10 protein-coding genes and 1 rRNA gene are annotated in these 12266 nt (G+C 69.6%); 2 read left to right on the top strand and 9 right to left on the bottom strand.

The window, feature by feature from the left end; genetic code table 11:
- Positions 1-28 precede the first annotated feature (28 nt).
- Complete coding sequence (locus AC13HU_RS19095) at positions 29-1204, top strand: winged helix-turn-helix domain-containing protein (RefSeq protein ID WP_483043107.1); 1176 nt, start codon at positions 29-31, stop codon at positions 1202-1204.
- Here AC13HU_RS19095 and AC13HU_RS19090 read toward each other — a convergent pair.
- The 8 genes from AC13HU_RS19090 to mtnA form a co-directional block, all read right to left on the bottom strand.
- Positions 1201-1938, bottom strand: coding sequence for a response regulator (locus AC13HU_RS19090; RefSeq protein WP_483043106.1), 738 nt, complete (start codon positions 1936-1938; stop codon positions 1201-1203). The genes AC13HU_RS19095 and AC13HU_RS19090 overlap by 4 nt on opposite strands.
- Positions 1939-2074: 136 nt before the next feature.
- Positions 2075-2767 (bottom strand): ribosome hibernation-promoting factor, HPF/YfiA family, encoded by a 693-nt coding sequence (gene hpf / locus AC13HU_RS19085; RefSeq protein WP_483043105.1) that lies wholly within the window; start codon positions 2765-2767, stop codon positions 2075-2077.
- Between the two features lie 296 nt (positions 2768-3063).
- Positions 3064-3948 (bottom strand): ComF family protein, encoded by an 885-nt coding sequence (locus AC13HU_RS19080; protein WP_483043104.1) that lies wholly within the window; start codon positions 3946-3948, stop codon positions 3064-3066.
- Positions 3949-4024: 76 nt separating this feature from the next.
- A complete protein-coding gene (locus tag AC13HU_RS19075; protein ID WP_483043103.1) occupies positions 4025-5866 on the bottom strand; it encodes an LpqB family beta-propeller domain-containing protein in 1842 nt (613 codons plus the stop codon).
- Positions 5866-7833: an MtrAB system histidine kinase MtrB gene (mtrB, locus tag AC13HU_RS19070; RefSeq protein ID WP_483043102.1), complete on the bottom strand. Its 1968-nt coding sequence runs from the start codon at positions 7831-7833 to the stop codon at positions 5866-5868. The genes AC13HU_RS19075 and mtrB overlap by 1 nt, the downstream gene beginning before the upstream one ends.
- Position 7834: 1 nt before the next feature.
- Complete coding sequence (gene mtrA, locus AC13HU_RS19065; protein ID WP_202233941.1) at positions 7835-8524, bottom strand: MtrAB system response regulator MtrA; 690 nt, start codon at positions 8522-8524, stop codon at positions 7835-7837.
- A 320-nt stretch (positions 8525-8844) separates the two neighbouring features.
- Positions 8845-9393 carry a GNAT family N-acetyltransferase gene (locus tag AC13HU_RS19060; protein WP_483043101.1) on the bottom strand — a complete coding sequence of 183 codons (549 nt, stop codon included), beginning with the start codon at positions 9391-9393 and terminating at the stop codon, positions 8845-8847.
- Positions 9394-9636: 243 nt separating this feature from the next.
- Positions 9637-10686, bottom strand: coding sequence for an S-methyl-5-thioribose-1-phosphate isomerase (gene mtnA / locus AC13HU_RS19055; RefSeq protein WP_483043100.1), 1050 nt, complete (start codon positions 10684-10686; stop codon positions 9637-9639).
- Positions 10687-10781: 95 nt separating this feature from the next.
- Here mtnA and AC13HU_RS19050 point away from each other — a divergent pair, with 95 nt between their 5' ends.
- Positions 10782-12071, top strand: a complete 1290-nt coding sequence (locus AC13HU_RS19050) for a DUF7847 domain-containing protein (protein ID WP_483043099.1) — start codon at positions 10782-10784, stop codon at positions 12069-12071.
- A gap of 78 nt (positions 12072-12149) precedes the next feature.
- Here the strand turns inward: AC13HU_RS19050 and rrf are convergent.
- A 5S ribosomal RNA gene (rrf, locus tag AC13HU_RS19045) occupies positions 12150-12266 on the bottom strand.

Here is a 12266-nt window from a genome sequence, read left to right as displayed (position 1 = left end):
GTCAGTGGCCGGTTCTACGCTGGCCGTCATGACTCTCCTGCCGTCACCCGAGTTCACCCTGTCCGCCGACGAAGCCCGCAGGATCGCCCTTCGGGCGCAGGGCTTCCTGGGTGCGCCGGACCGGCGGGCAGGCACCCGGGGCGTGCTGCGGTCGCTCGGCGCGGTCCAACTCGACACCATCTCGGTGCTGGCCCGATCTCACGAGCTGATCCCGTACGCGCGGTTGGGCGCGGTCGGCCGCGACGTGGTGGAGGAGGCGTACTGGTCCGACGGCCACGCCTTCGAGTACTGGTCGCACGCCGCCTGCATCCTGCCCATCGAGGAGTGGCCGCACTTCGCCTTCCGCCGCCGGTCCCGCCGTGCCCGCGGCCACCGCTGGCACGTCCTCGAGGACGCCGAGCGCTCCAGCGCGGCCGTGCTGGACCGCCTGAAGATCGACGGCCCGCTGACCTCCACGGAACTCGGCGGCGCGAAGAACGGCGGCCCGTGGTGGGACTGGTCCGAGACGAAGATCGCGGTGGAGTGGCTGCTGGACACCGGCGAGGTCGTCTGCACGCAGCGCCGCGGCTGGAAGCGCATCTACGACCTCGCGGAGCGCGCCGTGCCGGACAACTTGCTGCACGACGACATCGACGACACCGAGTGCGTACGGCGCCTGGTCGCGCAGGCGGGTGCGGCCATGGGCGTCGCCACCCGGGCGGACCTGGCGGACTACCACCGCCTCAAGGGCGAGCAGGTCACAGCGGTGCTGGACTCCACCGGGCTGGTCCCGGTCGAGGTCGAGGGCTGGGGCAAGCCCGCCTGGGCCGACCCGGTCGCGCTCACCGCACCGCCGCGCGGCCGGCACCGCACCACGCTGCTGTCGCCCTTCGACTCCCTGATCTGGGACCGCCCGCGCACCGAGCGGATCTTCGGCTTCACCCACCGCCTGGAGGCATACACGCCCAAGCCGAAGCGGGTGCACGGTTACTTCGCGATGCCGCTGCTGTCCGGCGGCCGGCTGGTGGGCCGGGTGGACCCCGCCCGGGAGGGGCAGACCCTGGTCGCACGGCAGATCACCCTGGACGGTCCCAAGGCCGTCCAGGCCGCGGCGGACGCCCTTACCGAGGCCGCCGGCTGGGTCGGCTGCACCCGGACTCGGGCCGAACGCGTCCTGCCCGAGTCCCTGCGCGCCCCTCTGACCGCCGCCCTCGCCCGCGGCTAGCGGATCTCCAGGATCTTCTCCCGCATCGCGTAGACCACGGCCTCCATGCGGGAGTGCAGCTGGAGCTTCTCCAGGATGTTGCGCACGTGGTTCTTCACGGTGTTCTCACTGATGAACAACTGCTTGGCGATGTCCCGGTTGTTCAAGCCGGTGGCCACCAGCTTGAGCACCTCCAGCTCGCGATCGGTGAGCTTGGGCGCCGGGAGCAGCCGCTTCTCGTCGGTGCGCTGGATCATCGACTTGAACTCGGTGAGCAGCTTCGACGCCATCGAAGGGCTGATCTGCGACTGCCCGTCGGCGACCGCCCGGATCGCGGTCGCCACCTCGTCGGTGGAGATCTCCTTGAGCAGGTAGCCCGTCGCGCCGGCCTTGATCGCCTCGTAGAGGTCGGCTTCCTCATCGCTTATCGTCAGCATGATGATCTTGGCGCTGGGTGCGACCTCCTTGATCGAGGTGCACGCCTCGATTCCCCCGCGGCGCGGCATCCTGACGTCCATCAGCACGATGTCCGGCAGCAGGTCGGCGGCCTTCTCCACAGCCTCGGCGCCGTCTCCGGCCTCACCGATGACCTGGATGTCCTCCTCCTGCGCGAGCACGATCTCCAGGCCCCGCCGAAACAGCGCGTGGTCGTCGACGACGAGTACCCGAATCGGCTCCGCACGAGGCGGACCGGACGGTTCGCCGTACAGCACCGGGCCTCGTTCGCCGGTCGCCCCGTGCTCGAAGTCCGGCATCAATTCCTCCCCCTCAGACCAGAGTTGACCACTGGCCCAGCATTTCACGTCCCGGCGCGCTCGAATGCCCCCGGGACGCACCCAGGGGCATTCGACGCTCCTTTACGTGCCGCCGGCCCTTCCCGAGCCCGCGGGGTCAGACACCGTGGTGCAGCGCGTCACCGGCCCCGGCCGGAGACGCGGCACCCGACTCGTCCGCGTTGAGATGGATCACGCCGTAGTCGTAGCCCTGCCGTCGGTAGACCACGCTCGGCTGCTTGGTCTCGCTGTCGACGAACAGGTAGAAGTCGTGCCCGACCAACTCCATCTCGTACAGCGCCTGGTCCAGCGCCATCGGTGCCGCGGCATGGGTTTTCTCCCTGACCACGAGCGGGCCTTCACCGTGGACCTCCAGCGGCCCGAACCGGGTCGTGGGCACTTCTCCGTCAACCGACTGGTCGGCGACGAGCATGCCGTCCCCGTTGATCCGCGCGGCGCCCGGCACGCTCTCGCCCACCTCGGCGGCGGGCGTGCGGCCGTTGCCCCGGCGGGTGTGCCGCTTGCTCGCGGCCTTCCGCAGCCGTGCCTCCAGCTTCGTCACCGCCACATCCAGCGCGGCGTACGGATCCGCGGCGGCAGCCTCTGCGCGGACCACGGGGCCGCGGGTGTTCAGCGTGATCTCCACCCGGTCGCTGCGGTCGGCCTGCCGGGGATTGAGCTCCTTGGACACCTCGACGTCGAGGCTGATCACCTTGCCGTCGAGCTTCTGGATCTTGTCCAGTTTCTCGGCCACGTGCTTCCGGAACCTCTCGGGCACCTCGGTCTTGCGGCCTTTGACGACGATGTCCACGCAGAACTCCGTTCCGGACCGCCCCCGTGACCAGGGGCAATCCCTTTCATGAGGCCGGCGCGGGTGCCAGTCCCTGCCGGCGCTGCGTTAGCTGCCGCTTCGCCACCCGGCTCGATCCGGATACCGCGAAGCTGCGGCCTTCACCTCCTTCTGCCCCACAGGGAAGATCAACACCCCCGGTGTTCGCTTCCCTCTCTCCCGAACATAGTCCCGGAGTGTGTATCTCGGCATCCTCAGCGCAGGCTTACCTCCGTTCGGGTGAATCTCAACCCGGGCCACCTGCACTGATGCGCAAATCAGTCGATCCGAGAATCGTGTGGTCCGGCAACCACCGCGGCGGCGGCGACCCAGCCGCCGGCCGCAGCCACGGCACCGGCGGCCACCGCGAGTGACGCCCCAGTGGTCATGAGGTCGTCCACCAGCACGACCGGGGCCGCCGCCAGCAGCGGTACGGCGCTGCCCACGGCCGCTATCGCGCCGGAGAGGTTCGCCAGCCTCCCGTCCGCACCCAGTTCGGCCTGGTCGGCTACCGGTCGCCGCTGCCGCAGCACGGTCGCCGTCCGGGCCTGCACGCCCTGCCGTCGCAGTTCCCGGGCCGCCGCCCGGGCGATCCGGGCGGTGGCGTCGTGCCCCCGCTGGGCAACCGCCCGGCGAGCGGAGGGTACGGGCACCAGCAGCAGCGGACCGGCCTGCGGCGCCGGTCGCGGTACCGGTGGCCCGGGAGTGCCTCGCAGGGCGGTGCGGGGCGCCTCCAGGCCGTGGTGGACCGGCCACAGGCCAGGGCGGGACCCGTGATCGGCACCGGCTGCCGCTGGAGCCCGTCCGGGCAGGTTCCAGCGGTGGCCGACCGCATGCGGGGCTGCGAGGCCGGGCAGTGCGCTGATGGGACCGGTCGCCCGGACGACCGCTCCCGCCAGTGCCTCACCCAGCGGCCGGGCGAGGCCCAGGGCACCCCGCTCCTTGTGCGCGAGGACGACGGCCCGCACCTCGTCCCCGTACCGGCCCGCCGCGTAGACCGGTGGCAGCCCTGGTGGCTCGGGTGACGGACGTACGCGCCGCGCCGTGGCCGCTCCGCCCAGCAGCCCGTGGCACCGCTCGCACAACTCCGTCCGCGGGCTCCCACAACCCGCGCAGTCCACCGGGAGGACCAACCCGGTGATCTCCCTCCACCAGCCCCGCATGACTCAACTTTGCGCCCTGCGCCAAGCCCGCTGCCAGTCACTCATTCGTGTCTGTGGATAACTTGATCGCCGCAGGTCAGCCCGGGTAGACGGGGTTGCTGCCCTTCGGTGAGACCTGCTTCCAGTTCGCGTCGGTGGGCAGCTCGTAGACCTTGCCGTTGTACGAGGCGAGCAGGGGCGTCGTCTGGTTCTCAGAGGAGGCGACGGACGTGGCCTCGCTGACGCCCTGCGGCAGAGACCCGGCCGATCCGTCCGAGCTGATGTACTCGATCTGCTGTGCTCCGCCAGGCTCGGTGTCGAGCACCACGAGCTTGCTGGCACCGGCCCATGACACGGAAGTCATGTGCTCTCCCGCGGGGGTCAGGGAGCGCAGGCTGTTGACCGAGAACTCCGGGTGCTGGGCAGTGCCCTCCCGGACGATCCGGCCGAGCATCAGCCGGGTGCCACTGCCCTGCTGCACCACCAGGGCGATCCGCACCCCGTCCGAGGCCACCCGCAGCGACTGGATCCGCCCGTCGAGGTCCGGCACCGGCACCTCGATCGGCTCGCCGGTGCCCTTGGGCAGCACCATCAGCTTCGGAGCGTCCGGATCGCGATCAGCCACCCACAGGTCATTGAAGCCGTCCCAGCTCGGCGCGCTCAGCCCATCCTTGACCTTGCTGGTCACCACCGGCTTGCCGAAGGTCTGTCCGGCGACGAGCGATGCGACCACCAGTTCGCGGCCGTCGGAGCGCACCCCCGCGGCCGCCTCCTGATCTCTGCGCACCGCCGCCGAGTCCAGGTACGCCTTGCTGGAGCCGAACGGTCCGGGCACCGGCGTCGCCTTCGGCGTGCTGCCCTTTTCGTCGTCGGTCAGCTCCAGCAGCCGGTGCTGGCTGTCGGCTTCGAGGAAGTAAGGCCGCGGGTTGGCGCCGACCAGGTTCTCAGGGCCATAGCTTTGGGCTTCCCCGCTCGGCAGCTTGCACGCGGTGGAACCGTCCGCGTGGTCCACCTCGGCCGACGCCAGTTGCGCGGACGCCTGTGCCTGGACGGTCGCGAAGAGCTGTGCTGCCAGTTCCGTGCAGCGCTGTCCGTGCAGCCCGTCGGCGGTGTGGTCGAGCCGGACCTGAAGCTGCTGCGAATCGTCCAGCGACACCCCGTGGTCCGGGCCCTTGTCCTCCAGCAGCGTCCCGGCCGGTGTCGCGGTGGTGACGGCGTGCGACAGCCAGTCCGTGGGCCCGCCCAGCAGCGCCGAGACCGTCGACATCAGCGGGTCGTTCTGGATCCGCAGGTACACCGGATCGGCGACCAGTGTCGCGTTGCTGCTACCGCCGGCCGGATGCTCGTCCGGTCCGAGCCGGGCGAAGTAGTACATGTTCACCGAGTGGTATATCCGCTGGAAGTCCAGGTCGGACAGCACCAAGCCGTTCTCGAGGCCGTCGATGCGCCACTGGTTGTTCACCTTGACCAGGTGGAACGACGTGCTGAACGCGCCGTGGTCCGGCTGGTAGGCGTGCTTGGTGTCCACCACCGCCGCCTTCGTCGCCGACAGCGTGACCGTGGTGTAGCCCTCCTTGCGGCCGTTGCCGCCCACCTCGCGAGGGGCCAGTTCCCCTGAGAACACGGTGATCCCCGTGTCCGGCTTCCAGCGTTTCTTCTCCTGCTTCGTCAGGTACTTCTTCGCGGTCACGAAGTCCAGCTCGCTGCTGGTGGTCGCTTCCAGGAATCCGTTGACGATGTCGGAGGCGCTCTCACCCGGACTCGGCGGGATGCCGAAGACCCGCACCTGCGAGTCGGAGTCCGCGCGCTGGCCCTCGCTGACCTTGCGAACCTCGCCGCTGCTGGGCATCGAGGCGCAGCCGGCCAACAGCAGCACGGCGAACAGCGGCAGCAGCCCGCGCCGCAGCAGCCGACCCCGGCCGCCCCCCATCACACCCATCAGACGTCGTCCTCCCGCATGGTTTCCCTACGCTCCACGACACGTGCGCCACTGCCCGGCAGCGCCGCGGGGTCCGCGGTCGGCGGCCGGGGCGACGCCTTGGGCACCAGCGGCATCGACGGCAGCTGCGGTCCACGCGCGGTGGCCTGCCGCACCACCACACCGTCGCCTGAAGTACTGCCCGGCCCGCCCGTACGGGGCACCGGCACGGGCGCCCCCGCCTTGGCCGGCAGACCCGAGGAGTTCAGCACCCGGTTACGACGCGAGTCGTCGGGCTCAAGCGCGATCGGCGAACCGCGCAGGCTGTCCCCCGCGGTGCGCGGAAGCGTCATACGGAACTGCGAGCCGCCGCCCGGCTCGCCCCACGCCTGCAACCACCCGCCGTGCAGCCGTGCGTCCTCCACCGCGATGGAGAGGCCGAGCCCCGTACCGCCGGTGGTACGCGCCCGCGCCGGATCCGCCCGCCAGAAGCGGTTGAAGACCCGAGTCGCCTCACCCGGCTTCAAGCCCACCCCGTAGTCCCGCACCGCTACCGCGACGGCACCGTCGGCCGTCGCCAGCCGCACCACCACGTCACGGCCCTCCCCATGCTCGATCGCGTTGACCACCAGGTTGCGCAGCACGCGCTCCACCCGGCGGGCGTCGGCCTCCGCGATCACCGGCTGCGCGTCACCTCGGATGATCACCCGGGTGCCCTTGCGGTCGGCAAGGGGCTCGGCGGCGTCTACGACCTGGCACACCACGTCCCGCAGGTCTATCGGCTCCGCGGCGAGGTCTGCGGCACCGGCGTCGAACCTGCTGATCTCCAGCAGGTCGGACAGCAGCGACTCGAAGCGGTCCAACTGGTTCTGCAGCAGTTCCGCGGAGCGCGCCGTGACCGGATCGAAGTCCGTACGCGCGTCGTGGATGACGTCAGCCGCCATCCGCACCGTCGTCAACGGTGTCCGTAGCTCGTGCGACACATCGGAGACGAAGCGGCGCTGCATCCGCGACAGGGCCTCCAACTGCTGGATCTTGACCTGGAGGTTCTGCGCCATCTTGTTGAAGGACTCGCCGAGCCGGGCGATGTCGTCCTCCCCGGTGACCTGCATCCGCTCCTGGAGCCGCCCGGCCGCCAACCGCTCGGCGATCCCGGCCGCCATCCGCACCGGTGTGACCACCTGCCGTGTCACCAGCCACGCGATCGCGCCGAGCAGCACCACCACGAATATCCCCGCGGTGGCCAGCGTGCCCTTGACCAGCCCGAGGGTCTTCTCCTCCTGGTCGAACGGGAACAGGTAGTACAACTGGTACGTGTTCCCGTTGATGTCCGTCAGCCGCTTGCCGACAGCCAGCGCCGGCCGCGGCGTGTGACCGTCGTCGGTCTTGACCATCGTGTACTGCTTGAGCGCACCGGGATGGCTGCGCACCGCATCGCTCAGCGACTTCGGGATGCTCTCGTCCGGCAGCACGCTGCCGGAGCCACGTGGTCCGCGCACGCTGCCCGCGCTGCCCCCGGCGAAGGGTGGATCGTCGCCCCGCCCAGGGCTGAGCGCGACGATCCAGTACACGCCCTTACCGCCGCTGGCGAACTGCTGGACCAGGCTGTTCAGCCACGTGCCCGAGTCGACCCGCCCCTGCGCCGCACCGGAACCGGACGTCTGCTGTGTCTGGCTGCCCTTGTCCGCCATGTCCTGCGCGATGGAGAAACCGCCGGTCGCCTGGTTCGTCGCGGCCTTCTCCTTCGCGTCGAGCAGCCCGTTCTGCACCTGCCCGATGACCACGAAGCCGAGCAGCAGCACGACACCCACCGACATCAGCAACGTGAAGGCGACCACCCGGAGCTGAAGATTGCGCCGCCACAGCCGCATCGCCGGCTGTAGCGGACGCCGCGCCCAGCGCACGAACGAGCGAATCACCGGCAGCAGCCCCTGCATCGGATCTGCCAGCCGGCTCTCCAGGCGCTCACGCTCGTACGACGCGCACATCTCAGCCCGGTCCTGCCTTGTAGCCGACACCGCGGACGGTCACGACGATCTCCGGGCGCTCGGGGTCCTGTTCCACTTTCGATCGCAGCCGCTGCACATGCACATTCACCAGCCGCGTGTCCGCCGCGTGGCGATAGCCCCAGACCTGCTCCAGCAGCACCTCACGCGTGAACACCTGCCACGGCTTACGGGCAAGCGCGACCAGAAGATCGAACTCCAACGGTGTCAGGGCGATCGGCTGGCCGCCGCGCTTCACCGAGTGCCCGGCGACGTCGATCAGCAGGTCCCCGATCGCAAGCTGCTCAGGAGTCGGCTCCTCAGCACGCCGCAACCGCGCCCGCACCCGCGCCACCAGTTCCTTGGGCTTGAACGGCTTGATCACATAGTCATCCGCCCCGGACTCCAGGCCGACCACCACATCCACCGTGTCGCTCTTCGCCGTGAGCATCACAATCGGCACGCCGGACTCCGCCCGGATCTGCCGGCACACATCGATGCCATCCCTTCCGGGCAGCATCAGATCCAGCAGCACCAGATCCGGCTTGGCCTCCCGAAAAGCAGCGAGCGCCTTGTCACCGTCAGCACAGAACGACGGCTCGAAACCCTCTCCACGCAGCACGATGCCAAGCATCTCTGACAGCGCGGTGTCGTCGTCGACGACCAGGACTCGTCCCTTCATACCGACCATCATCCCATTTGCATATCGGTTCCCGTGACCTTCCGTGATCGAGGTCACGGGCCAGGGTCAAATGTCCACGGCTATCCGTGGTTGTCCAGCGGGTTCCGGAGCCGTTGATGTCAGCTATGGAGGTCACGCTGTCCCAGGGCCGCGCCCTGGATCATGCGGCCAGTATGGCGCGGTCACGAGCTACGTGACACCTCTACTGGCGACCACATTGCCGGCGATGCCCGGCGAGCCGCCCACCGACGTGCTCGACGAGGTCAAGCACTGCGCCGAGGTCGACGACCGCTCGGTGCCTCTGTCGATCCGCCGCACTGGCACGCGCGAGCTCAACCGGACGACGTGTCCGAGGACCACATGCCGAACCACTGCTCGGCGCCCCACTCCTCGAACCGCTCCACCTCGGTGAACCCCAGCTTCTCCGCAAGACGCATCGAGCGGCTGTTGGCGGTCTGGGTGCAGAGCACCACCGGCTCGCCGGGAAGCGCGCCGGCGAACCAACCGAGCGCCGCCGCGCCCGCCTCGGCTGCGTACCCGTGCCCCCACGCCTCTGGCAGGAACAGGTAGCCGAGTTCGACCTCCCCGGTATCCGGACGGACATGACTCCGATGCTCCTCATCGCGCCGGTTGAGCTCGATGGTGCCGATCATCGCCCCATCGAGATCGACCACGAATAGGCCGGGACGCCTCCCGGGCGTCTCAGGCAACGCACGCTCAAGCTCAGCACGCGGTCGCGAGCCACCGATGTAGGTACCCACCTCGGGCGAAGCGAGCAGCTCGACCAGCGCCGCACGGTCCCGGGCCTCGGGCTCACGGAGCAGGAGCCGCGCGGTCCTGATCGGGGCAGGTGGCCAAGCGACGATTCCAAACTCAGTCATGGCGGGCAGCCTATCCAGCCCCCTCGCATCGGCAGTCCGCTCTCCCGCCAACTACAGATCCGGGATCTTCTCCGAGAACGCCGCCGGCCTCACCATCCAGCGCACGGCCGACTGATCGTACGGCCGGACTGATGTCATCCGCGGATGCCAACGCCCCTCCCCCTGCGCATCGTCGCTGGTGGAGGGGCGGTTCTGGTCCGGGGCCGCGGCATCATTGCACCTGCACACCGCTACCGGGTGGCCCTACTGGCACACGGCAGCCAGCGTCTCCGCTGTCACCGGCGAGACCACCCCGTTCTCCGTCACGATCGCCGTGATCAGCTCCGGTGGCGTCACGTCGAAAGCCGGGTTGTACGCCTGGGTGCCCAGCGGTGACGGCGCCAGGTCGGTCACCTCGCTGGTCGGCCGCTGCTCGACCTCGATCGACGTGCCGTCCGGCGTCTCCAGATCGACCGTCGTCGTCGGCGCCACGACGATGAACGGCACATGGTGGTGGCGCGCCAGCACCGCCAACGGGTAGGTGCCCACCTTGTTCGCCGTGGCACCGTCCGCCGCGATCCGGTCCGCGCCCACCAAAACCGCGTCGACCTCGCCCGCGGTGACCAGCGAACCCGCCGCGCTGTCCGCGAGCAGCGTGTACGGCATCCCTGCCCGCGCGGCCTCGTATGCGGTCAACCTCGCGCCCTGGAGCAGCGGCCGGGTCTCGTCCACCCACAACCGCCGCAGTTCCCCGGCCCGGTGAGCGGCCAGCACCACACCGAGAGCGGTGCCCTGGCCGCCCGACACCAAGGCGCCCGTGTTGCAGTGCGTGAGCACCCGGTAGCCACCACCAGGCACCAACTCGGCCAGCAGCTGCCCGCCATGCCCCGCCATCGCGTCGCTCGCCGCGGCATCCTCGGCGTGCAACGCGCGCGCCTCGGCGAGCGCGGCAGCCGCCGCCTGCTCCGGCTCGGCCTCGCGGTACGCGGCAAGCGCCCGACGCACTCCGTACCCGAGGTTGACCGCTGTCGGACGCGCCTGCGCCAGCAGTTCGGCCGCGTCCTCTACGTCGTAGCCGCGCGCCGCCGCCAGCGCGACACCGTACGCACCCGCCAGTCCGAGCACGGGCGCACCCCGCACGACGAGCGAGCCGATCGCGCCCACCAGCCCCTGCACGTCCGTGCAGGCCAACTCCACTTCCTCCTGGGGAAGTCGGGTCTGGTCGAGCAATACCAGCACCGGCCCCTCGGGCGGTTCCTCCCATCGCAACGCGGGAATGAAGCCGTTCTCAGCTCGCGTGATGTGATCACCCATATCTCTCAGTCTGCCCTGCCAGGCCGTGTTGAAGTCAGCCCATGGCACGATGGCGGCTTGAACCAGCCGAGCAACACGAAGAGGGGCAACCTCCGATGACCAACACTCCGGGCTCGACGACGCCCGGACCCTCCGACTCCCCCGAGCCGGACGGCGGCACCGGTCCCGACCCCGCCCCGTCGGCGACGCCCGAACTCCCTGAGCAGGGCAAGGCCGCCGAGCCGCCCGTACCGCCGCAAACCATGCCGCAACATCCTGGTACGCACCCCGGCTGGTCCCCTCAGCAGCCGCCTGCCAACACCGCCGGCTGGGCCCGCTGGACACCGCCGCAGGGCAGCCGCCCTCCGCTGCCCCCGGCGCAGGGCGGACCACGCTGGGGCGGCCCTCCCGCACCCAACGGCTGGCAGCAGCAAGGCCCCTGGAGTAGGCCGGTCGCCCTCCAACCCGGCGTCATTCCACTGCGCCCCCTGGACGTCGGTGAAATCCTCAACGGCTCCATCGGTACGCTTCGACGCCACTGGCGGGCCATCCTCGGCGTGACCTTCGCCGTCGCCCTCGTCACGCAGGCCATCGCGGTCATCGTCCAGGGCCTGTTCACCGACAACAGCAGCATCAAGAAGATCGAGAACAACGACCACCCGAGCACGCATGACGTCCTGCATGCGCTCCGGGACGCATACGCGGGACTTGGGATCACCGTCGTCATCGCCGCGCTCGGTGTGCTCACCGCCACGGCGATGCTGACCTTGGTCACCAGCCGCGCGGTGCTGGGCCGTACAGTGACGGTCGGCGAAGCATGGCGCGAGGCCCGTCCTCGCGTGGGCCGGCTCATCGGCCTCTCGTTCCTGCTCGTCTTCCTCTACATCGCGGTACTGGTCGTCGCCGTGCTGCCGGGCGTCCTTGTCGCTGCGGCGGGTTCGTCGAGCGGCGGTGCGGCATTGGCCGCGCTCGGCGCCTGTGCGGGCCTGGTGTTGATGGTCTGGCTGTGGATTCTGCTGAGTCTGTCGCCGCCGGCGCTGATGCTGGAAAACCAGAGCATTGTGGGCGCGATGAAGCGCTCGGCCAAGCTCGTCCGCGGCGCCTGGTGGCGTGTGCTCGGAATCGAGCTCCTGACCATCGTCATCACCTACATCGCGTCGGCCATCATCGAGTTGCCGTTCACTCTGCTGTCGGCGGCATTCACGAACGAGTCCTTCGCGTCCTTCTACAACTCCGACAGCAACCCCAGCTGGACGTTCCTCATCATCACCGGTGTCGGTGCGGTCATCGGCTCGATGTTCACTCTGCCGATCAGTGCCGGCTCGGTCACTCTGCTCTACATCGACCAGCGAATTCGCCGCGAGTCGCTGGACATCGAGTTGACGCAGGCGGCCGAGCAGAACTGAGCGTGCCCGGCCGAAAGGCCGGGAAACGCAAAAAAGCCTCGGCCCCCAGTCGGAACTGGGGGCCGAGGCTCAATATTTGTTCGGCGGTGTCCTACTCTCCCACAGGGTCCCCCCTGCAGTACCATCGGCGCTGAAAGGCTTAGCTTCCGGGTTCGGAATGTAACCGGGCGTTTCCCTAACGCTATGACCACCGAA

This window comes from Streptomyces sp. NH27, from assembly GCF_056859195.1.
This window is presented reverse-complemented; position numbering and strand designations above follow the sequence as displayed.

What these genes read in the sequence shown, in the direction of transcription:
- AC13HU_RS19050 (WP_483043099.1), top strand. Translation starts at nt 10,782, where the DNA reads ATGACCAACACTCCGGGCTCGACGACGCCCGGACCCTCCGACTCCCCC.
- AC13HU_RS19080 (WP_483043104.1), bottom strand. Translation starts at nt 3,948, where the DNA reads ATGCGGGGCTGGTGGAGGGAGATCACCGGGTTGGTCCTCCCGGTGGAC.
- AC13HU_RS19060 (WP_483043101.1), bottom strand. Translation starts at nt 9,393, where the DNA reads ATGACTGAGTTTGGAATCGTCGCTTGGCCACCTGCCCCGATCAGGACC.
- AC13HU_RS19075 (WP_483043103.1), bottom strand. Translation starts at nt 5,866, where the DNA reads ATGGGTGTGATGGGGGGCGGCCGGGGTCGGCTGCTGCGGCGCGGGCTG.
- mtnA (WP_483043100.1), bottom strand. Translation starts at nt 10,686, where the DNA reads ATGGGTGATCACATCACGCGAGCTGAGAACGGCTTCATTCCCGCGTTG.
- mtrA (WP_202233941.1), bottom strand. Translation starts at nt 8,524, where the DNA reads ATGATGGTCGGTATGAAGGGACGAGTCCTGGTCGTCGACGACGACACC.
- AC13HU_RS19090 (WP_483043106.1), bottom strand. Translation starts at nt 1,938, where the DNA reads ATGCCGGACTTCGAGCACGGGGCGACCGGCGAACGAGGCCCGGTGCTG.
- AC13HU_RS19095 (WP_483043107.1), top strand. Translation starts at nt 29, where the DNA reads ATGACTCTCCTGCCGTCACCCGAGTTCACCCTGTCCGCCGACGAAGCC.
- mtrB (WP_483043102.1), bottom strand. Translation starts at nt 7,833, where the DNA reads ATGTGCGCGTCGTACGAGCGTGAGCGCCTGGAGAGCCGGCTGGCAGAT.